The sequence below is a fragment of the Mycobacterium bohemicum DSM 44277 genome (assembly GCF_001053185.1).
GTDB lineage: Bacteria > Actinomycetota > Actinomycetes > Mycobacteriales > Mycobacteriaceae > Mycobacterium > Mycobacterium bohemicum.
The window spans coordinates 370,830-391,305 of sequence record NZ_CSTD01000005.1 but is presented as its reverse complement, the minus strand read 5'-3'; the positions used below and the strand labels follow the sequence as shown (position 1 = coordinate 391,305).

At 70.3% G+C, this 20,476-nt stretch carries 15 protein-coding genes and 3 pseudogenes; 8 read left to right on the top strand and 10 right to left on the bottom strand.

Annotated features, from left to right (window positions below):
• Nucleotides 1-46 precede the first annotated feature (46 nt).
• Nucleotides 47-238 (top strand): hypothetical protein, encoded by a 192-nt coding sequence (locus tag BN971_RS21740; protein ID WP_085178864.1) that lies wholly within the window; start codon nt 47-49, stop codon nt 236-238.
• A 74-nt stretch (nt 239-312) separates the two neighbouring features.
• Here the strand turns inward: BN971_RS21740 and BN971_RS21735 are convergent, their stop codons facing one another.
• Nucleotides 313-2,142 (bottom strand): phosphoenolpyruvate carboxykinase (GTP), encoded by a 1,830-nt coding sequence (locus tag BN971_RS21735; protein WP_085178865.1) that lies wholly within the window; start codon nt 2,140-2,142, stop codon nt 313-315.
• A gap of 139 nt (nt 2,143-2,281) precedes the next feature.
• Nucleotides 2,282-3,718: a hypothetical protein gene (locus BN971_RS21730; RefSeq protein WP_249262757.1), complete on the bottom strand. Its 1,437-nt coding sequence runs from the start codon at nt 3,716-3,718 to the stop codon at nt 2,282-2,284.
• A 132-nt stretch (nt 3,719-3,850) separates the two neighbouring features.
• On the opposite strand from BN971_RS21730, the gene trmB reads away from it, so the two are divergent.
• From trmB to BN971_RS21710, 4 genes and pseudogenes are all read left to right on the top strand, one after another.
• The gene (trmB, locus tag BN971_RS21725; protein ID WP_170322215.1) at nt 3,851-4,648 is read left to right on the top strand and encodes a tRNA (guanosine(46)-N7)-methyltransferase TrmB; all 798 of its coding nucleotides are present in this window, start codon (nt 3,851-3,853) and stop codon (nt 4,646-4,648) included.
• A 40-nt stretch (nt 4,649-4,688) separates the two neighbouring features.
• Nucleotides 4,689-5,408 (top strand): PIN domain-containing protein, encoded by a 720-nt coding sequence (locus BN971_RS21720; RefSeq protein WP_085178882.1) that lies wholly within the window; start codon nt 4,689-4,691, stop codon nt 5,406-5,408.
• Nucleotides 5,409-5,457: 49 nt separating this feature from the next.
• Nucleotides 5,458-6,948: pseudogene (locus tag BN971_RS21715) on the top strand (MMPL family transporter); the annotation flags it as partial.
• A gap of 386 nt (nt 6,949-7,334) precedes the next feature.
• A pseudogene (locus tag BN971_RS21710) lies at nt 7,335-7,727 on the top strand (lysylphosphatidylglycerol synthase domain-containing protein); the annotation flags it as partial.
• On the opposite strand, the gene BN971_RS21705 reads toward BN971_RS21710, so the two are convergent.
• Nucleotides 7,637-8,080 (bottom strand): hemophore, encoded by a 444-nt coding sequence (locus BN971_RS21705; protein WP_428978073.1) that lies wholly within the window; start codon nt 8,078-8,080, stop codon nt 7,637-7,639. The pseudogene BN971_RS21710 and the gene BN971_RS21705 sit on opposite strands and share 91 nt — an antisense overlap.
• On the opposite strand from BN971_RS21705, the gene BN971_RS26060 reads away from it, so the two are divergent.
• Nucleotides 7,989-8,252: a hypothetical protein gene (locus BN971_RS26060; RefSeq protein WP_249262762.1), complete on the top strand. Its 264-nt coding sequence runs from the start codon at nt 7,989-7,991 to the stop codon at nt 8,250-8,252. The genes BN971_RS21705 and BN971_RS26060 overlap by 92 nt on opposite strands.
• 165 nt (nt 8,253-8,417) lie before the next feature.
• A complete protein-coding gene (locus BN971_RS21700; RefSeq protein WP_249262756.1) occupies nt 8,418-11,504 on the top strand; it encodes an MMPL family transporter in 3,087 nt (1,028 codons plus the stop codon).
• 73 nt (nt 11,505-11,577) lie between these two features.
• Here BN971_RS21700 and BN971_RS21690 read toward each other — a convergent pair whose 3' ends face one another.
• Together BN971_RS21690 and BN971_RS21685 are read right to left on the bottom strand one after the other, a co-directional pair.
• Complete coding sequence (locus BN971_RS21690) at nt 11,578-12,267, bottom strand: hypothetical protein (RefSeq protein ID WP_085178874.1); 690 nt, start codon at nt 12,265-12,267, stop codon at nt 11,578-11,580.
• Nucleotides 12,268-12,274: 7 nt separating this feature from the next.
• Nucleotides 12,275-12,928: a hypothetical protein gene (locus BN971_RS21685; RefSeq protein WP_085178875.1), complete on the bottom strand. Its 654-nt coding sequence runs from the start codon at nt 12,926-12,928 to the stop codon at nt 12,275-12,277.
• Between the two features lie 42 nt (nt 12,929-12,970).
• On the opposite strand from BN971_RS21685, the gene BN971_RS21680 reads away from it, so the two are divergent.
• Nucleotides 12,971-14,947, top strand: a complete 1,977-nt coding sequence (locus tag BN971_RS21680) for a M13 family metallopeptidase (protein WP_085178876.1) — start codon at nt 12,971-12,973, stop codon at nt 14,945-14,947.
• Nucleotides 14,948-14,994: 47 nt separating this feature from the next.
• Here BN971_RS21680 and BN971_RS21675 read toward each other — a convergent pair whose 3' ends face one another.
• The 5 genes and pseudogenes from BN971_RS21675 to ricR all read right to left on the bottom strand — a co-directional run bounded on the left by BN971_RS21675 (nt 14,995) and on the right by ricR (nt 20,451).
• On the bottom strand, nt 14,995-17,259 hold the full coding sequence (locus BN971_RS21675) for a molybdopterin-dependent oxidoreductase (protein ID WP_085178877.1): 2,265 nt from the start codon (nt 17,257-17,259) through the stop codon (nt 14,995-14,997).
• Complete coding sequence (locus tag BN971_RS21670; RefSeq protein ID WP_085178878.1) at nt 17,256-17,840, bottom strand: TetR/AcrR family transcriptional regulator; 585 nt, start codon at nt 17,838-17,840, stop codon at nt 17,256-17,258. The genes BN971_RS21675 and BN971_RS21670 overlap by 4 nt, the downstream gene beginning before the upstream one ends.
• A 144-nt stretch (nt 17,841-17,984) precedes the next feature.
• Nucleotides 17,985-18,512: pseudogene (locus BN971_RS21665) on the bottom strand (L,D-transpeptidase); the annotation flags it as partial.
• Between the two features lie 267 nt (nt 18,513-18,779).
• On the bottom strand, nt 18,780-20,033 hold the full coding sequence (locus BN971_RS21660) for an MFS transporter (protein WP_372512040.1): 1,254 nt from the start codon (nt 20,031-20,033) through the stop codon (nt 18,780-18,782).
• Between the two features lie 109 nt (nt 20,034-20,142).
• A complete protein-coding gene (gene ricR, locus BN971_RS21655) occupies nt 20,143-20,451 on the bottom strand; it encodes a copper-sensing transcriptional repressor RicR (RefSeq protein ID WP_085179516.1) in 309 nt (102 codons plus the stop codon).
• Nucleotides 20,452-20,476 lie beyond the last annotated feature (25 nt).

Sequence of the window (20,476 nt, the reverse complement as noted above, 5' to 3'; positions counted from 1 at the left end):
CACCCATGCGCGCCCGCCAAGCGCGTCAAACGTACCGGGAGGTCTCGTGATCATCGGCCACAATCGCGGTCAATCGGACGAGAAGACGGTCGTGATCGATCTGCTCGCCGCAAAACGCGAGCGGCTCAGGCGGAAGGTCGGGTCGGCGCACCCCGCACTGTGGGAAGCGGAAACGCGAATCGAACTCGCGACGGTCACGCCGATTCGCGGTGCCCGACGGGGGTGGATGACGTCGTGATCGACGCGAGACACTCGCCCCCGCGGGGTGGGGCGAGTGTCTCGGACGGTGTCGCTAGTCGGACCTAGTTGGACCTAGTTGGACTCGGACAGCCGCTGCTTGAGCGCCTCGAACTCGTCCCGGACGCCGGTGGGCAGCTTGTCGCCGACGAACTCGAACCACTCCTCGATCAGCGGCAGCTCCTGGCGCCACTCGTCGGCGTTGACCGCCAGGGCCCGCTCGACGTCCGCGCCTGCGACGTCGAGGCCGTCGAGGTCCAGGTCCTTGGCGGTGGGAACGATGCCGATCGGCGTCTCCTGGCCGCCGGCCCGGTGCTCGATGCGGTCGACGATCCACTTGAGCACCCGGCTGTTCTCGCCGAAGCCCGGCCACAGGAACTGACCCTCGTCGCCGCGGCGGAACCAGTTGACGAAGAACACCTTCGGCAGCTTGGACTCGTCGGAATTCTTGCCCAGGTCGAGCCAGTGCTGGAAGTAGTCACCGACGTGGTAGCCCAGGAACGGCAGCATGGCCATCGGGTCGCGGCGCACCGTGCCGACCTTGCCCTCGGCGGCGGCGGTCTGCTCGCTGCCCATGGTGGCGCCCATGAACACGCCGTGCTGCCAGTCGCGCGCCTCGGTCACCAGCGGCACCGTGGTCTTGCGGCGGGCGCCGAACAGGATGCCCGAGATCGGCACGCCCTGCGGGTCGTCCCACTCCGGCGCCAGGATCGGGCACTGCGACATCGGGGTGCAGTACCGCGAGTTCGGGTGCGCGGCTTTGGTTTCCGTCTCGCGGATGTACCAGTCGTTGCCCTTCCAGTCGATCAGGTGGTCCGGCTCGCCCTCCAGGCCTTCCCACCACACCTCGTCGTCGTCGGTGAGCGCGACGTTGGTGAAGACGGTGTTGCCCGCGGCGATGGTCCGCATGGCGTTGGGGTTGGACTTCCAGTTGGTGCCCGGCGCCACCCCGAAGAAGCCGAACTCGGGGTTGACCGCGTAGAGCCGGCCGTCCTTGCCGAACCGCATCCAGGCGATGTCGTCACCGAGCGTCTCGGCGCGCCAGCCTTCGATGGTCGGCTGCAGCATGGCCAGGTTGGTCTTGCCGCACGCGGACGGGAACGCCGCGGCGAAGTAATAGGCCTTGTTCTCCGGGGAGATCAGCTTGAGGATCAGCATGTGCTCGGCCAGCCAGCCCTCGTCGTGGGCCATCGCCGAGGCGATCCGCAGCGAGTAGCACTTCTTGCCCAGCAGGGCGTTGCCGCCGTAGCCGGAGCCATAGCTCATGATCTCGCGGGTCTCCGGGAAGTGGGTGATGTATTTGGTCTCGTTGCACGGCCACGGCACGTCCTGTTGACCGGGCTCCAGCGGGGCCCCGACGGAGTGCAGCGCCTTGACGAAGAACCCGTCGTCGCCGAGCTTGTCCAGCGCGGCCTTGCCCATGCGGGTCATCACCTTCATCGAGACGACGACGTATTCGGAGTCGGTGATCTCGACGCCCAGCTTGGGGTCGTCGGCGCCGAGCGGCCCCATGCAGAACGGGACCACGTACATGGTGCGGCCGCGCATGCAGCCGCGGTACAGGTCGTTGAGGGTGGACCGCATCTCGGCGGGGTCCATCCAGTTGTTGGTCGGCCCGGCGTCCACCTGGCGCTCGGAGCAGATGAACGTCCGCGACTCGACGCGGGCCACGTCCGAGGGGTCGGACAACGCCAGGAAGGAGTTCGGGTACTCCTTGGGGTTCAGCCGCTTGAACGTGCCCGCGTCGACGAGCTGATCGGTCAGCCGCTTCCACTCCTCGTCGGAGCCGTCGGCGAACACCACGCGGTCGGGCTGGGTTAGCTCGGCGACCTCCTGTACCCACGCCAGCAGCCCGGGATGTTTAGTGGGCGCGGTGTCTAGGCCGGGAATGGTCGCTGAGGTCATCGAACTCTCCTGGATGTCTGCGTACTTCTGCTTCGGTGCATTTGTATGCGTCCGCCCACACAACGGTTTCTATGGTGGCGTTAACTACAGGTTATCGCGGGCGCCTTGTCCGGGAAGCCTCGGGCAGGTATAAGCCTTCTCACAACAACGATTCAGAAGCCGGTTCACCGGGGCCTTCCGGGGGCGCGGGTTCGCCGAGTTCGGCACGCACCGCGTCGAGCGCGGCCCGCACCGCCGGCATCTCCCGGTCCCGCGCCGCCGCCGCCCGCGCCGACGCGATCGCGTGCTCGCGCAGTTCGGTGTCGATCGCGCTGACCTGTGCCGACACCCGAGCCCCCTCGGCCTCGTCGAGCGCCGCCAGCGCCGTGCTCAGCGCCGCCTCGGCGGCCAGCACGCGGGTGGCCACCATTTCCTCCGCCACCGAACGCAGCGACGACGTCACCTCGCCCACCCAGCGGTCCAGCAGCGCGCGGTCGTGCAACAGCCCGCGCAGGTGCACCACCACCAGCGTGAGCACTAGGCCGATCGCCACGCACGCCGCCGCGGCGGCGAGGGCAAGCCCGGGGGCCATCCGCGACGCCACGCCGCTGACCAGGCGGTTCAGCGTGAGGGCCACACCCACCCCGAACCCCGCGCCCAGCAGCGTCATCAGCACCGTTTCCTGCCGCCGCGATGTCAGCGGCGGCGCCGGGACGTCAACGGCCGGCGGCTGCTCCGGCGGCGGCAGCGCGGTCGGCACCCCGAGCGCCCGGCCCACCTCGGCGAGCTGCGCGGTGGTGCCTTCGTCGACCTCGGCGACCACCGCGTCCAGCCGGGCCCGCGCGTGCGCCTCGAAGCCGGGAACCCCGCGCCGCGGCACACCCGCGGCGTCCTCCTGCAGCTCGGTGCGCACCGAGCTGCAGCGGTTGCGCGCGAAGTGCGACAGCTGAACGCGGGCCTGCTGGATCTGGCCGCGCAGCGCGATGCTGCGCCGCGTCTTGTTCTGGCGCCGCTCGTAGAGGACCGTGCCGCGCTGCTCGCGCAGCGTCTCCACCCGCGCGCGCCGGCCGGCGCCCTCGACGTCGCGGTCGAACCGCCGTGCGACCGTGCGGAGCCGGGAATCCCACGCGCGCAACCGGTTGCGGCGCGGCACCTCGGGGTCGGCGAGCTCGTCGCGCACGGCCCGGACCAGGTCGTCGAGGTCGGGTTCGCCCAGGTCCGGCCGCGCGGCGGCGCCCACCCACGGCACCCGGGAGTACCGCGCCGCGTGGGCGGCCAGCGTGTCGCGGTTGGCCGCCACGGTCTCCCGCCACCCGCGGTGCACGTCGGTCTTGGAGACCACGCCGACGATGACGTCGGAGTGTGCCGCGGCGGCGTCGAGCAGGGCGCAGTCGGACCCGGTGAGGTGGGCCGCGGCCGAGACGACGAACACCACCGCCGCCGGCGCGCGGCCCGGTTCCAGCTCCCCCGACTCGACGAACTCGTAGTGCGGCAGCCGGTCGCGCAGCGCCGCGGCGAGAGCGCTCACCCCCGCCAGCCACGGGCCCGTCACCAGCACCGCGTCGCCGGCGAAACCGCCGCGCCCCCCTGGTCTCATCCCGCCCGCTCCCTCCGATCCCCCGATCGTGGCAGCTGCGCCGCCGCCGCGCGAGCCACCGTCACATCTGTTACCAGGCAAAGGCAACTGTTGGGTATCAATCTGGACCTGGGGCGGCTACACCGGCGGTTCATGGGCCACCATGGACAAATGCAGGCGAGGACCGGGGTGGGGATCGATCCCGACACGCCGGTCGAAGGCGACGCCGACGCGGTGGCCGATCCGGATCACCCACGGCGCTACCTGCCTGCTTCCAGCTTCCGCTCGCGGCGTTCGGCGCTGTCGACGGCCCAGCGCCAGACCTGGGACCGGCTCTGGCCCCGGCTGGGCCTGTCGGTGGGGACCGACGCCGATCCGGCCGCCGCGCCGCTGGACACCCGGGCGTGGTTCGGCCGCGAGGCGCCGCTTGTGCTCGAAATCGGTTGCGGCAGTGGAACTTCCACGCTCACAATGGCCAAAGATGAGCCCGGCGTCGACGTGGTTGCGGTGGAGATCTACCGGCGCGGGCTGGCGCAGCTGCTGTGCGCGATGGAGCGCGACGGGGTCGACAACATCCGGTTGATCCGCGCCAACGCGATCGTCGTGCTGCAGGAGCTGATCGCGCCGGGGTCCCTGACCGGGGTCCGGGTCTTCTTTCCCGATCCCTGGCCCAAGGCGCGCCACCACAAACGGCGTTTCCTGCAGCCCGGCACGGTTGGGCTGATCGCCGACCGGCTACTCCCCGGTGGTGTCCTGCACGTGGCGACCGACCATGCCGGCTACGCCGAGCACATCGCCGAGGTCGGCGACGGCGAACCCCGGCTGCACCGCGCCGGGGCGGCCGGCGCGCTGCCGATCTCGACCCAACGGCCCACCACCAAGTACGAGTCCAAGGCCGAACGGGCCGGCAGCGCGGTAACCGAATTCATCTGGCTGCGCCAAGGCCAGTAACGACGACGAGTAGACCGAGTAGACCGAATAGACGATGACCATGAGCCTCATAGAAGACACCCCGGCAGCAGAACCGGTGGCGCCGCCCGCGGTGCTGTCCAGTGAAACCATGGCGGGCTTCTCCCCCGGCGGCCGCGTCCTGCTGGTGTGGGACGCCCCCAACCTCGACATGGGGCTCGGCTCGATCCTCGGGCGGCGCCCGACCGCGCTGGAAAGACCCCGGTTCGACGCGCTGGGCCGCTGGCTGCTGGCCCGCACCGCGGAGGTCAGCGCGGCCCGCCCCGGGATGGTGATCGAACCCGAGGCGACGGTGTTCACCAACATCGCGCCGGGCAGCGCCGACGTGGTCCGGCCCTGGGTGGACGCGCTGCGCAACGTCGGGTTCGCCGTCTTCGCCAAGCCGAAGATCGACGAGGACAGCGACGTCGACCGCGACATGCTCGACCACATCGAACGCCGGCGAAACGAGGGGCTGGCGGCGCTGGTGGTGGCCTCGGCCGACGGCCAGGCGTTCCGGCAGCCCCTGGAGGAGATCGCCCGGGACGGGGTCGGCGGCGGCATCCCTGTCCAGGTGATCGGATTTCGCGAACACGCGAGTTGGGCGCTAGCGTCGGATACCTTGGACTTTGTCGACCTGGAGGACATCGCGGGTGTCTTCCGGGAGCCGCTCCCGCGAATCGGCCTGGATTCGCTACCCGAGCAGGGGGCGTGGCTGCAGCCCTTCCGTCCGCTGTCCGCCCTGTTGTCCGCGCGTGTGTGAGACTGGGAAACCAGTGCGCGGGTCGCTAGTGATCCAGTAAGGAGCTCACGTGTTCGCCTGGTGGGGTCGAACTGTGTACCGGTACCGGTACATCGTCATCGGGGTCATGGTGGCTCTGTGCCTCGGCGGCGGCGTGTTCGGGATGAGCCTGGGCAAACACGTCACGCAGAGCGGTTACTACGACGAGGGCAGCCAGTCGGTGAAGGCGTCGGTGCTGGGTGACCAGGTCTACGGCCGCGATCGAACCAGCCACATCGTGGCGACCTTCACCGCGCCCGCCGGGAAAACGGTCGACGACCCGGCGTGGCGGGACAAGGTCGTCGACGAGCTGAACAAGTTCAAGGACGACCATCCCGACCAGGTCGTCGGCTGGGCCGGCTGGCTGGCGTTGTCGAACCCCGCGGACGCTCCCCCGCTGATCAAGGGGATGGCGACCGAGGACAAGAAGCACACGTTCGTGAGCATCCCGCTGAAGGGCAACGACGACGACACCATCCTCAACAACTACAAGGCCATCGCGCCCGACCTGCAGAAGCTCGACGGCGGCACGGTCGAACTCGCCGGCCTGGAGCCGATCGCCAACGCGTTGACCGGCACCATTGCCACGGACCAGCGCCGCATGGAGGTGCTCGCGCTGCCGCTGGTGACGGTGGTGCTCTTCCTGGTGTTCGGGGGCGCGGTCGCCGCCGGACTGCCGGCCATCGTCGGTGGGCTGAGCATCGCGGGCGCGCTGGGACTCCTGCGGTTCGCGGCCATTTTCGGGCCGGTGCACTTCTTCGCGCAGCCGGTGGTCTCCCTGATCGGCCTTGGTATCGCCATCGACTACGGACTCTTCGTGGTGAGCCGGTTCCGTGAAGAGATAGCGGAGGGCTACGACACCGAAGCCGCCGTGCGACGCACCGTGATGACGGCCGGCCGCACCGTGACCTTTTCGGCTGTGCTGATCATCGCGTCGAGCGCCAGCCTGCTGGTGCTGCCGCAGGGTTTCGTGCATTCGCTGGTCTACGCGATCTTCGCGGCGGTCGGTCTGGCGGCCCTGTTGTCGATCACCTTGCTGCCGGCCTGCCTGGGCATCCTCGGGCGCCACGTCGACGCGCTGGGCGTGCGGACGGCATTGCGCGTTCCCTTCCTGCGGAACTGGAAGGTGTCGCGCGTCTACCTCGAGTGGCTCGCGGAGCGGCTGCAGAAGACCAAGACCCGCGAAGAGGTCGAGGCCGGCTTCTGGGGCAAGCTGGTGAACTTCGTGATGAAGCGCCCGCTGGCGTTCGCCATCCCGATCGCCGTCGGCATGATCCTGCTCGTCATTCCACTGGGCAACCTGTCCTTCGGCGGCATGAGCGAGAAGTATCTGCCGCCCAACAACTCCGTCCGGCTGGCGCAGGAGCACTTCGACAAGCTCTTCCCCGGGTACCGGACCGAGCAACTGACGGTCGTGATCAAGAGCAACAACGGAAGCAAAGTCACCGATCAACAGGTGGCCGACATCCGCAACAGGCTGGCCCCCATCAGCGGGTTCACCGACAAGTCCTGGCAGGAGCGACCCTGCCCGACGATCGCCGGCAATCCCTGCGTCAACGGGCCGAACGGGACGACCCAGCCCAACGCGCCCAACAATGGCGACCCATCGCGTCAGCGGCGCCGCGCCGGCGGCGGGGTGTCCGCCCAGGACCTGCTGCGCCGCGAGGGACGGCTGTAACCGTCAGCTTCTCGCCTCGCGACACATAAACCACGCACACGACACGCCGACAGGCGGTGGCCTTGCGGACGAGGGGGTCGACGGAGGCGTCGTCGAGGTTTGCCGTCATTTGCCAAGCCTATCCGCGCCTTGTCGCGGCGCCCGGCGGCTGGCACGATCCGGTTACGACCCCGACACAGTCGGAACCGCGTGGCGATCACCCCGCCACCTGCACAGTTACCCTAAAGCACGTGCCGCACGACGCACCCGTCCGCAACCCGGACTTGCCACGCGAAGAGGCTTCGCGCGGCAAGTACTGGTGGCTGCGCTGGGTGATCCTCGGGATCGTCGCGATCGTCCTCGCCGTCGAGGTCTCGCTGGGCTTCGACCAGCTCGCCAAGGCCTGGACGACCCTGTACGAGGCCAAGTGGTGGTGGTTGCTGGCGGCGGTGGTCGCGGCCGCCGCATCGATGCACAGCTTCGCCCAGATCCAGCGCACCCTGCTGCGATCGGCCGGGGTGCACGTCAAGCAGCTGCGGTCGGAGGCGGCGTTCTACGCCGCCAATTCGCTGAGCACCACGCTGCCCGGCGGCCCGGTGCTGTCGGCCACGTTCCTGCTGCGCCAGCAGCGGCTGTGGGGAGCGCCGGGCAACGCAGGCAGGCCGCCGCCGGCCTGCGCCTGCTGCATCATGCCCATCGCCTGCGGGATGCTGATCGGCAGCTTGCACTGCGTGGACAGATTGGTCAGCGGCTGCGCGATCGACGTCATGTCGCCGGCCACCTTGGGGTTGGCCTCGAAATAGGATTTCAGCCCCGTCAAGGACTGCGGGCCCGCTTGCTGCTGCAGCATGGACGTCATCGTCTGGTTGGTCTCGGGGTGGGAGTCCAGGTAGTCGCCCATCGACTTGGAGACCGAGCCGATCGTCCGCGCGACCTCGCTGGCCGCGCACGGGTCGGACGCGCCGGTGGCCGCCGGCCCGGAGGAAACCGCGAACACCGCGCCCGGGAGCGCGGCCGCGACCACGCCGGCGAGCAGCCTGCGGCGTCTGGTGGCGCTGCCTGTCGTCATGAAACTCGTCTTCACGAAAGAAGTCCCCCCACTGGTCACGGGGCCCGTGGGCCATCCGACATCCTGCCATCCCCGCCGTGACCCGGGCCAGCCCGTGTGACCGATCTCCCGTTAGTCACCGGTTCGCAACGACTTCGCACCATCTTGGCCACATCGGTGTTGCTGCAGCTCAGCTGGCGAATATGCCGCCATACTCCACAGCCCGCTGCGGTATCCTCGCCTGCACGTTGCGTGACACACCGGGGAGTCCACGATCCAGCAGTTGATGATGCGCCTGAGCCGCAGCTTGCGTCGGTACCGCTGGTTGGTCTTCGCAGGCTGGTTGCTGGCGCTGGTGCCCGCGGTCTACCTGGCCATGACGCAGTCCGGGAACCTCACCGGGGGTGGCTTCGAGGTCGCCGGCTCGCAGTCGCTGCTGGTGCACGACCAGCTCGAGGACCTCTACCACGACCAGGGGGCCTCGTCGCTGGCGCTGGTGGCCGCCCCCCGCCCGGACGCCAGCTACCAGGACATGAACGACGCCGTCGCGCAGCTGCGGCAGATCGCCGGGGAGTTCCCCGGCACCACGGAGGCGCCCAACCCCGCGCAGCGGCCGCCGCAGCCGGACCGCCCCTACGTGATCTCGCTGCGCCTCGACGCCCGCAACGCCGGCACCAGCGACCTCGCCAAGCAGCTGCGGCAGAAGGTCGGCATCTCCGGCGACCAGCCGGGCCAGACCGCCAACGGCCGGGTGCGGCTGTATGTCATCGGGCAGGGCGCGCTGAGCGCCGCCGCCGCGCAGAACACCAAGCACGACATCGCCGCCGCCGAACGCTGGAACCTGCCGATCATCCTGATCGTCCTGCTGGCCGTCTTCGGGTCGCTGGCGGCCGCGGCCATCCCGCTCGCCCTGGGCGTCTGCACCGTCGTGGTGACGATGGGCCTGGTCTACCTGCTGTCCGAGATCACCACCATGTCGGTGTTCGTCACCTCGACGGTGTCGATGTTCGGCATCGCGCTCGCCGTCGACTACTCGCTGTTCATCCTGATGCGTTTCCGCGAGGAACTGCGCACCGGGCGCGAGCCCCGGGAGGCGATCGACGCCGCGATGGCCACGTCCGGCCTGGCGGTCGTGCTGTCGGGGATGACGGTCGTCGCCTCGCTCACCGGGATCTACCTGATCAACACGCCCGCCCTGAAGTCGATGGCCACCGGCGCGATCCTGGCCGTCGCCGTGGCGATGCTGACGGCGGCGACCCTGACCCCCGCGGTGTTGGCGACGTTCGGCCGGTCGGCCGCCAAGCGGTCGGCCCTGCTGCACTGGTCGCGCCGGCCGGAGGCCACCCAGTCGCGGTTCTGGAACCGCTGGATCGGGTGGGTGATGCGCCGGCCCTGGGTGTCGGCGCTGGGCGCGACGCTGGTCCTGCTGGTCATGGCGCTGCCGGCGACGTCGATGGTGCTCGGCAACAGCCTGCTGCGCCAGTTCGACTCCTCGCACGAGATCCGCGCCGGGGTGGCCGCGGCGGCCCAGGCGCTCGGGCCCGGCGCGCTGGGCCCGGTCCGGGTGCTGATCACGTTCCCCGACGGCGGGGCCGCCTCGCCCGAGCACGCGCAGACCGTCGCGGCGATCCGTCAGCGCATGACCCAGGCACCCGACATCGTGTCGGTGAGCCCCCCGCAGTTCGCCGAGGACAACGGCAGCGCGCTGCTGTCGGCGGTGCTGTCGGTGGATCCCGAGGACATGGGCGCCCGCAACACGGTCGGCTGGCTGCGCGCGCAGCTGCCCAGGATCCCGGACCCGGGGACGGCGCGGGTGGACGTCGGCGGTCCCACCGCCCTGATCAAGGACTTCGACGACCGGGTTTCGCAGACCGAGCCGCTGGTGCTGCTGTTCGTGGCGCTGATCGCGTTCGTCATGCTGCTGATCTCGATCCACTCGGTCTTCCTGGCCCTCAAAGGCGTGCTGATGACCCTGCTGTCGGTCGCGGCCGCGTACGGCAGCCTGGTGATGGTGTTCCAGTGGGGCTGGCTGACCGACCTGGGCTTCGCCCACATCAGCTCGATCGACAGCACGGTGCCCCCGCTGGTCCTGGCCATGACGTTCGGGCTGTCGATGGACTACGAGATCTTCCTGCTGACCCGCATCCGGGAACGCTTCCTGCACTCCGGCAACACCCGCGACGCGGTCGCCTACGGCGTGAGCACCAGCGCCCGCACCATCACCAGCGCCGCGCTGATCATGATCGCGGTGTTCATCGGGTTCGCGTTCGCGGGCATGCCGCTGGTCGCCGAGATCGGGGTGGCGTGCGCCGTCGCGATCGCGGTGGACGCGACCGTGGTGCGGCTGGTGCTGGTCCCGGCGCTGATGGCGATGTTCGCCCAGTGGAACTGGTGGATGCCGCCGTGGCTCTTGCGGGTGCTGCCGTCGGTGGACTTCGACCGGCCGCTGCCCGAGGTGGACCTCGGCGACGTCGTGGTCATCCCCGACGACATCTCGGCGCTCGCCGCGCCCACCGCCGACCTGCGGATGGTGCTGAAGTCGGCGGCCAAGCTGAAGAACCTGGCGCCCGACGCCATCTGCGTCGCCGACCCGCTGGCGTTCTCCGGCTGCGGCCGCAACGGCAAGTCGACGCAGGCCGGCGCCGCGTACGACCCGAGCGCGGTGCGCGGGCGCGGCCCCGAGCAGATCCCCCACCAGGTCAACATCAGCGACGAGACGGCGGGCGTCCCGGTGCGCCGGCGCGCGCCCACCGGCCCCGTCGTCGGGCATTCAGGGCACCGCAGGCGGGGCGGCGCGGGTGCGCGCACCGGCGCCGGCGGGGTCGCCCGGGCGATCACCGGGGCGGGCCGGCCCGTGCACCCGGTGACGCTGTGGCGGGGCCGGCTGTCGGTCGCCATCGACGCGCTGCAGACCGGCTGCCCGTCGCCGGAGGGCGCCGACGACCAGCCCCAGTACGAGCGGCGCAGCCCGACCTCGACGGGCCCGGCGGCCCGTCCCCGGCCGAACCGGACCGCCCGGTGGAGTTCTGGCCGACGTCGGCGATCCGTTCGGCGCTGCAGGGCGGTGACATCGCGACCTGGAAGCGCATCGCCGCCGCACTCAAGCGCGACCCCTACGGCCGGACCGCCCGCCAGGTGGAAGAGGTCCTCGAGGGCAGCCGGCCGTACGGCATCTCCAAAGCGCTCTGGGAGGTGCTCGACCGCGCCCGCGCCCACCTGGAGGCCGACGAGCGGGCCGAGGTGGCCCGCCACGTCGCGCTGCTCATCGACCGCTCGGGCCTGGGCCATCAGGAGTTCGCCTCCCGCATCGGCGTGGCCCCCGAGGAGCTCGCCGCCTACCTCGACGGCAGCACCAGCCCGACGGCGTCGCTGATGCTGCGGATGCGTCGGTTGTCGGACCGGTTCGTGAAGGTGAAGTCCGGCCGCTCGCCCGACTCCGCCTGAGCTCAGCGGGAATTCATCGGCAGCACGCCGGCCACCAGCCAGGTGTCGCCGCGTTTGGTCAGCGCCACCCGCACCGCCGGCGCCGCGTGACTCGGCGGCTGGCCGGGCGCGGTCTGGGTGACCCGCAGGATCACCGCCACGCTCGCCGCCGACGGCCCCAGGGCCTCCACGCCCGCCGACAGCGTGGCGGCCTGGGCGGTGACGTTGTGCTGGGCCAGGTCGGCGCCCGTCTTCTTGTACTGCTCGCGGAACGCGTCCGCCTGCTCGGGCACCATCTTGGCCGTGGCCCGGTCGAGGGAACCGGTCGGGTCGCCGGGGGTGTACGACGCCATCGCCTCGGCGACCCCGGTGGCGATCTGCACCACCTCGCGCGAATCCCGCTTGAACTCGCGGTCCGGCCGCGTCCAGTGCAGGTAGCCGGTCACCACCGCGGCCGTCAGGGCGGCCGCGCACAGGAAGACCACGGCCAGGCGCAACCCCGGCGCTTCGTCGTCGGTGCCGACGCTGACCGAGTCACGGCGCAGCAGCCAGAAGTCCACGGCCATGCCCTCGACGATCAGCAGGATCAGCACCGAGCAGGCCGACACCCACCACAGCGGCCAGCCCAGGACCACCCCGATCATGACGAGCGCGCCGGCGGCGACCAGGGGCGCCAGGACGTCGAAGGCGAACAGCCGCCAGAGATTTCTCATCGGATCCTCATCGGATCGACGCCAGTCCGGAGATCATCAGCTTGCCGTCCACGTCGGAGACGTCCAGCCGCAGGTTCCAGTGCACGGTCGTCGGCTTGGCGCCGGCGTTCTCGCTGACCGACGTCGCGACCAGCAGCACCGAGTCCGTGCGGGTGGCGAACGGCGGCAGCTTCGTGGTCACCACGGGCCGGGCGACCCCGGGCTGGGAGTCCAGGTCGCGGTGCACGGTTTCGATGGCCACCCCCTCGATCTGGCCCTTGCTCTGCGACTGCAGCTTCTGCACCACCTGGCGGTAGGGCTGGACGGCCGCGTCGAAGTCGGCGTTGAGTTCCCCGACCGTCCCGTCGTGCAACCGCTGCAGGCTGGCGTCGACGTTGCCGCTGTTCATGTTGATCAGGACGTTCGCCCAGTCGGCGGCGGCCCCCATGACGCGGGTGAGGTACCTGCGTTCGCCGACGTCGTCGCGGTGTGCCGACCAGATGACGAAACCGAGCACCACCGCGGCCACCGACAGCAGCCCGAGCGCGGCCGAGGCGATGCCATAGGGGGAAAACGTCGCGCCGCCCGGGGAATCGGCCGCCGTGACGTCGGCGTCGGAGTCCTCCTCGGCGACGGCGGATTCGTCGTCGCCGGACGGCTCCTGCTGCTCGACGTCGGACATGGCCCGATCGTTGCACCCAAATGAAGATGGAAGGATGGCGGGGTGACAGTAGAGGCCATCCGCTCGGGCATCGACCTGAGCCATGTCGATGAAAACGCCCGCCCCCAGGACGATTTGTTCGGCCACGTCAACGGCCGGTGGCTGGCCGACTACGACATCCCGGCGGACCGCGCGACCGACGGGGCATTCCGCCACCTGTTCGACCGCGCCGAGGAACAGGTGCGCGACCTCATCGCCGAGGCGAGCCGGCAGGGCGCGGCCCGCGGCACTGACCAGCAGCGCATCGGGGACCTCTACGCCAGCTTCCTCGACGAGGACGCCGTCGAAAGCCGGGGCGTGCGGCCACTGCTGGACGAGCTGGCCGTCGTCGACGGCTGCGCCGACGCGTCCGCCCTGGCCGCCGCGCTGGGCGCCCTGCAGCGCACCGGCGTGGGCGGCGGCCTGGCGATGTACGTGGACACCGACTCCAAGAACTCGTCGCGGTACCTGGTGCACGTCACCCAGTCCGGCATCGGGCTGCCCGACGAGTCCTACTTCCGCGACGAGCGGCACGCCGAGGTGCTGGCCGCCTACCCGGGACACATCGCGCGGATGTTCTCCCTGGTGTTCGGCGGGGATCACGCCGAGACGGCCGCCCGCATCGTGGCGCTGGAGACCAAACTGGCCGCGGCGCACTGGGACGTGGTCAAGCGCCGCGACGCCGACCTCACCTACAACCTGCGCACCTTCGCCGACCTGCAGGCGCAGGGTGCCGGCTTCGACTGGGACGGCTGGGTGGGCGCGCTGGGCAGCACCCCCGAGGCCGTCGCGGAACTCATTGTGCGCCAACCGGATTACCTCACCGCATTTGCGGCCCTGTGGTCAACCGAGCCGCTGGAGGACTGGAAGGACTGGGCGCGCTGGCGGGTGATCCGGGCCCGCGCCGCGTGGCTGACCGACGACATCGTCGCCGCGGATTTCGACTTCTACGGGCGGCTGTTGACGGGCGCCGAGCAGATCCGCGACCGCTGGAAGCGCGGGGTGTCCCTGGTCGAGACCCTGATGGGCGACGCCGTCGGAAAGCTTTACGTCCAACGGCATTTCCCGCCGGGCGCCAAGGCACGCATCGACGCGCTGGTGGAGAACCTGAAGGCGGCCTACCGGCAGAGCATCGGCGAGCTGGACTGGATGACGCCGCAGACCCGGCAGCGCGCGCTGGCCAAGCTGGAGAAGTTCACCGCCAAGGTGGGCTACCCGACCAAGTGGCGCGACTACTCCGCGCTCGAGATCGACCGCGGCGACCTGTACGGCAACTACCGGCGCGGCTACGCGGTCAACCACGACCGCGAGCTGGCCAAGCTCGGCGGCCCGGTGGATCGCGAGGAATGGTTCATGACGCCGCAGACCGTCAACGCCTACTACAACCCCGGCATGAACGAGATCGTCTTTCCCGCAGCCATTCTGCAGCCGCCGTTCTTCGACGCCGAGGCCGACGACGCCGCCAACTACGGCGGAATCGGCGCGGTGATCGGCCACGAGATCGGCCACGGCTTCGACGACCAGGGCGCCAAGTACGACGGCGACGGCAACCTGGTGGACTGGTGGACCGACGACGACCGCACCGAATTCGGCGCCCGCACCACGGCGCTGATCGAGCAGTACGACGCCTACACCCCCAGGGACCTCGGCGCCGGCCAGCACGTGAACGGCGCGTTCACCGTCGGGGAGAACATCGGCGACCTGGGCGGGCTGTCCATCGCGCTGCTGGCCTATCAGCTTTCACTGGGGGGTGCGCCCGCCCCCGTCATCGACGGACTGACCGGCGTGCAGCGGGTGTTCTACGGCTGGGCCCAGGTGTGGCGGACCAAATCCCGTGCGGCCGAGGCGATCCGGCGGCTGGCGGTCGACCCGCACTCGCCGCCGGAGTTCCGCTGCAACGGCGTCGTGCGCAACATCGACGCCTTCTACGACGCGTTCGGCGTCACCGACTCCGACGCCCTGTTCCTGGACAAGCAAAGCCGCGTCCGCATCTGGAACTAGCGTCGCGTTTCCTCGCGAGCAGACGCAGAATCGCACAATTGAGGTCTCTAGGCATGCGATTCTGCGTCTTCTCGGCGCGCTTCGATCCGGGCGGGCACGTGCTTGTGCCACGGCGTGCCCGCGTACGGGTCGCGCCACCGGGTCGAGGTGAGCGCGTTGGGTGCGACGCCGGGCGTCACGCTGCGCCCGTCGTCGCCGACGTAGTCCAGCCCGAAACCGTTGGGCAGGGCCGCATGCCCGGCGAGCATGGTCTCGGTGATCTCGACCGTGGCCTCGGCGCTCCCGGCGGCGGTGCTGATGCGGGCCCGGCCGCCATCGACGAGCCCCAGCGCCTGGGCGTCCTCGACGCTGACGCGCAGGGCTCCCTCGGCGTCGCGCTTGCGCCACGACGGGTCGCGGAAGATGTCGTTGGCGGTGTAGGCCCGCCGCTCCCCCACCGACAGCACGACGGGAAACTCGGCCGTGGTGAGCCGGGGCGGTGCCGCGGCCAAAGCCCGCAACTCGTCGAGCATTTCGGGGATTTCGAGGGCGATCTTGTGGTCGGCGTGGCCGATGAGCCCGAAGTCGTCCTCGTAGTTGTGCTCGGTGAACGTCACCCCGGACGGGTTGTCCAGGATCGCGTCGAACAGCGCGTCGCCGTCGGCGTGGCCGGCGCGCCGGACCGCCTCGGGATAGGCCAGCGCGACCTTCTGCGCGAGCCCCCACAGGGCCGCCGCGCCGCGAAGTCCGTCGGGCAGCGTCGGCCCGAGGGTCTCGTACAGCACGTACGGGATAGCCTGCGCGACAGCGGGATTGACCGCGGCCGCCAGGAACGCCTCGGTGTAGGCCTGTCGGCCCGCCTGCGCCGCCTCCCGCAGCGGCCGCAGGTCCGCGTCGTCGACGACGCCCAGCGCCCGCACCAGACGGGCCCAGATCTCCGGTTCCGGCAGGGTCCCGGGCAGCGGCTCGAGCAGCGGGCGGCGCAGTTGAAAGGTGTTGTGCGGGAACTCGAGGTTGAAGAAGGTGGCTTCCGGCTTCTCGAATTGGGACGCGGCCGGCAGGACGTAGTGGGCCAGCCGCGCGGTCTCGGTCATCGCCACGTCGATGACCACCATCAGCTCCAGCGATCGAAACGCCTCGCGGCAGGCGGTGGAATCGGCCAGCGAGTGGGCCGGGTTGCTGCTCTCGACGATCATGGCGCGGAAGCGATCCGGGTGATCGGTCACGATCTCTTCGGGAATCACATTGGACGGCACCAGGCCCGCGATGATGGGCGCGCCCGTGACCGGGGTGCGGCCGGTGTACTGGCCGAACAGCGGGCCGAACGTCGAGTGCAGATGCTGGCCGCCCTTTTTCGCGAAGTTGCCGGTCAGGATCCACAGCAGCTTGTTCAGGTAGGAGCACAGCGTGCTGTTCGGCGACTGCTGGACCCCGAGGTCCTCGAAGACGGCGACGCTGGCCGCGGTGCCGACGCGCCGCGCCGCCGCGCGCACGAGCTCCTCGTCGACCCCACACCGCTCGGCGTAGTCGGCGACCGGGACGTCGTGCAGCGCGGCGCGCACGGTGTCGGCGCCGCGCACATGCTCGTCGAGAAACCGCTCGTTGCAGAGGTTTTCCTGGACGAGGACGGCGGCCAGCGCGGCCAGGCACCAGGCGTCGGTGCCGGGTCGCACCCTCAGGTGGAAGTCGGACATCTTCGCGGTGTCGGTGACCACGGGATCGATCACGATCATCGACCGGGCCGGGTCCTTGGCGATCTCGTTGAGCACCACGCGGGCCCGCGGGAAGCTCTGTGACATCCACGGGTTCTTCCCGACGAACACCGCCACCTCGGCGTGCTCGAACTCGCCGCGCGTGTGTCCGCCGTACAGCTGGGCGTCGATCCAGGCCTCGCCGGTCTTCTCCTGCGCCAGCGCGTTCGAGCGGTAGCGCGATCCGAGCGGCTTCAGGAACGCGCCGCTGTAGGCGCCGCCCAGGTGATTGCCCTGCCCGCCGCCGCCGTAGTAGAAGATCTTGTCGCCGCCGTAGGCGTCGCGAATGTGCTTGAAACCCTCGGCGATCTCGACGATCGCGGTGTCCCAGTCGATCTCCTCGTAGCTGCCGTCGGGGCGCCGGCGCAGCGGGGAGGTGAGGCGCCCGGCGCCGTTCTGGTAGTGGTCGAGCCGCAGCGCCTTGTTGCAGGTGTACCCCTGCGACGCCGGATGCGCCTTATCACCCCGGATGCGGGCCAGGCTGCGGTCCTCGACCTGCACGACGATGCCGCAGTTGCACTCGCACAGGATGCAGGCGGTGGGCTGCCACGCCTGGCGCGTCTCGGTGGCCTCGGTAGTCACTGCGGGAGATCCTTTCTCGGCGTCTCCGCCAACAGCAGGTCGCGCATCTGGCGATGGACGACGTCCAGCGGCGTGAGGTCGCGCCGCACCCGGGCCAGCACGATGGCCCCCTCGAGCGCCGAGGTGGCCAGCACCCCGAGTTCGTGGGCCCGCTCCGCCGGTATCCCGTCGGCGATGAACCGCTCGCCGATCAGGTCGGACCAGCGGCCGAAGGCCGCCGCCGCGCGCTCGATCAACGTGCGGTCGCGCTCCTGTTCGTCGCCCGCCTCCACCGCGACGGCCATGACGGGGCAGCCCGCGCGAAAGTCGCTGGCGCGCAACTGCTCCCGGTACGTGTCGACCAGGGTGTCCAGCAGTTCGAGACCGCCCTGCGCCCCGGCGATGATCGCGGCCACATAGTCGCCGGCGTAATCCACCGCCTCACAGAGCAATTGGGTGCGCCCGCCCGGGAAGTAGTGATAGGCCGATCCGCGGGGGGCGCCGCTGTGCGCCAGCACGTCCGAGATGGCGGTGGCGTGGGCGCCGCGCTCCCGGATCAACAGCGCGGCGGAGACCACCATCTGCTCACGTGGACTCCGCATGGGCGCTCCTCGGCTACCGGACACTATGTATGATGCTATACATAATCGCCCGGGCGCAACAGGCCCCGGCCCGCGCCAGCAGACGCAAAAGCGCCCGATTTCCTCAGGGGAAATGGGCGCTTTTGCGTCTGCTCGGCGAGGCGGCTAGTTCATCCAGTCGGCGGAGCCGTCGTTCTTCTTGTAGTCGCCGCCGGTGGAGTTCTTCACGACGATCGGGTCACCGGGCCCGAAGTTGTCGAAGAACCACTTCGCGTTGGTGGGGCTGATGTTGATGCAGCCGTGGCTGACATCCCGCTTGCCCTGGTCGTCGACCGACCACGGCGCGCTGTGCACGTAGTCGCCGACGTTGTCGAAGCGGACCGCGTCCTCCACGGTCACCTTGTAGCCGTAGGTGGAATTGACCGGGACCCCGTAGGTCGACGAGTCCATCACCACCGACGCCTTCTTGTCCTGGACGTAGTAGGTGCCGTTGGGGGTCTGGTGGCCGCCCGCCGTCATGCCCATCGACATCGGGAAGGTCTTCTCCACGACCCCGTTGCGGGTGATGGTCAGCTGGTGGGTGGAGTCGTCGGCGGTGGCGATCAGCGTGTCGCCGGTCTGGAAGCTCGACACCGTGCCGCCGGCGTCGACGGTCACCGCGGTGTGGGCGGGCCAGAAACTCAGCGGCCACCACGCCGGGGTCACCGGGGGCCGGGTCGGGATCGGCCGCCGCGGAACCGGCGGCGACCAACACCATCGCGCCCACGGCCGAAACCAATCCGGCTGCCTTCAGAGCGGCCAAGAGGCCCCTCCCAGTCCAGGCCCTCGTCCAGCCCGACATACGCATACCTCCAGTCACTTTCTTCCGGACAAGTGTCGCATAGCGAACCGAACAGCAAACAAATCCCGACCCTCAACGCGGTGCCCCCCGGCCGCCAGAAACGCCGCTGAGCAGGCCAGCTATGAATTGCGTGAGCTCGGCGGCGCAACGTCCAGAACGCGCCGGTTGGCCGCGGTCGCGGCCAGCGCGACGGCCACCAGGCCCGCCGAGGCGGTCAGCATCAGCGCGACGCTGCGCTCGTACAACAGCCCGCCCGCCAGCGACCCGGCCATGATGCCCACCTGGAACGCCGTCACGTACAGCCCGGAGGCGCCGTCGGGGTCGTCGGCCCCGGTGCGCATCGCGGCCGACTGCATCATCGGCGACACCGCGGTGGCCATCGCTCCCCACAGCACCATCGCGCAGGTCCCGATCACCACTACGGAGAGTCGGGTCACCGCTCCGGCTTCGCCGCCGAACGCCAGCGCGGTCAGCACGGCGAACGCCAGCGTCAGCCCGGCCATGCAGAGGAGGACGGCGCCGCGCGGACGGCGGTCCAGCGGTCGCGCCACCATGGCGACGGCGACGACCCCGGCGGCGCCGTACGCGGCCAGCACCCACGCCAGGTTGGCGCCGCGCACGCCGACGACCTCGCGGATGATGACGACGATGTAGGTGTAGGACACGAAGTGCCCCGTGACACCCACCATGGTGATGAGGCTGACGACGATCAGGGCGCGGTTGCGGTGGTGGCGGGCCCGCGGGCCGACGCAGGCCAGCTGGTCGTCGGTGAGCACCAGCTCGGGCAGGAGCAGCCGGGCCGCCACGGTCACCACGGCCGCGGCGACGGTCACGCACACCGCGGCCAGCCGCCAGCCCCACATCAGGCTTAGGGCGGCCGTCAGCGGGCTACCGACGACCAGGGCGAGGCTGGTGCCGACGTAGATCGACATCGTGGCGCGACCGGCGTGGCTCGGCGGCACCAGCCGGGTGGCGATCGGGGCGATGACCGACCACAGCAGGCCGTGGGTGACCGCGCACAGCACCCGCCCGGCGGCCAGCACGGCGAAGTTGGGGGCCACGGCGGAGATGAGCTGCGAGGCGGTCAGGCAGACCAGGCTGAAGACCAGCGCGCGCCGCCGCGGCCAGTGCGCCGTCCAGCGCACCAGCGGGAACGTCGTCAGGGCCGCCACCAGCGCGTACCACGTCAGCAGCGTGCCCACCAGGACGACGCTGACGTGCAAATTGCGGGCGATCGAGGACAGCGCCCCCACCGGGAGGATCTCCGCGGTGACATAGGTGAACGCGGCCGCCCCCAGCACGGCGAGCTGCCCCGCGACCCGTGGCGTCCACGTTCGCGCGGCGACGGCGGTTTCGGAGGTCATGGCAGTCATCGGTCGGGGCGCGCCACCGCTGGTTGAGCCGGCCGCGGCACGCTGTTCCTACCGTACGCACCGCGCCAACGGTTTCACGCATCTTGCTCGTTTAACACGCAGTGCGGAATCAGGAACGAACCAGCCGGGCGATCGCGGCGGACGCCTCGGCGAGCTTCTGGTCGGCCTCGTCGCCGCCCTCGGCGACCGCGTTCGTGACGCAGTGGGTCAGGTGCTCGTCGAGCAGGTTGAGGGCGACCGATCGCAGGGCGCTGCTGACCGCGCTGATCTGGGTGAGGACGTCGATGCAGTACTTGTCCTCGTCGATCATCCGGGCGATGCCCCGCACCTGGCCCTCGATGCGCCGCAGCCGCTTGGCGTAGTTGTCCTTTTGCTCGGAATATCCGTGTGCGCCTGTCGCGGTCGTCGCGGTCGTCACCGTCGTCCTGCCTCTCACCTGCCGC

Bases quoted from the DNA above. Each gene is read 5' to 3' on its own strand.
- BN971_RS21700 (WP_249262756.1), top strand. From the start codon at position 8,418: ATGATGCGCCTGAGCCGCAGCTTGCGTCGGTACCGCTGGTTGGTCTTC.
- BN971_RS21685 (WP_085178875.1), bottom strand. From the start codon at position 12,928: ATGTCCGACGTCGAGCAGCAGGAGCCGTCCGGCGACGACGAATCCGCC.
- BN971_RS21660 (WP_372512040.1), bottom strand. From the start codon at position 20,033: ATGACTGCCATGACCTCCGAAACCGCCGTCGCCGCGCGAACGTGGACG.
- BN971_RS21730 (WP_249262757.1), bottom strand. From the start codon at position 3,718: ATGAGACCAGGGGGGCGCGGCGGTTTCGCCGGCGACGCGGTGCTGGTG.
- BN971_RS21720 (WP_085178882.1), top strand. From the start codon at position 4,689: ATGAGCCTCATAGAAGACACCCCGGCAGCAGAACCGGTGGCGCCGCCC.
- trmB (WP_170322215.1), top strand. From the start codon at position 3,851: ATGGGCCACCATGGACAAATGCAGGCGAGGACCGGGGTGGGGATCGAT.
- BN971_RS21735 (WP_085178865.1), bottom strand. From the start codon at position 2,142: ATGACCTCAGCGACCATTCCCGGCCTAGACACCGCGCCCACTAAACAT.
- BN971_RS21690 (WP_085178874.1), bottom strand. From the start codon at position 12,267: ATGAGAAATCTCTGGCGGCTGTTCGCCTTCGACGTCCTGGCGCCCCTG.
- BN971_RS21670 (WP_085178878.1), bottom strand. From the start codon at position 17,840: ATGCGGAGTCCACGTGAGCAGATGGTGGTCTCCGCCGCGCTGTTGATC.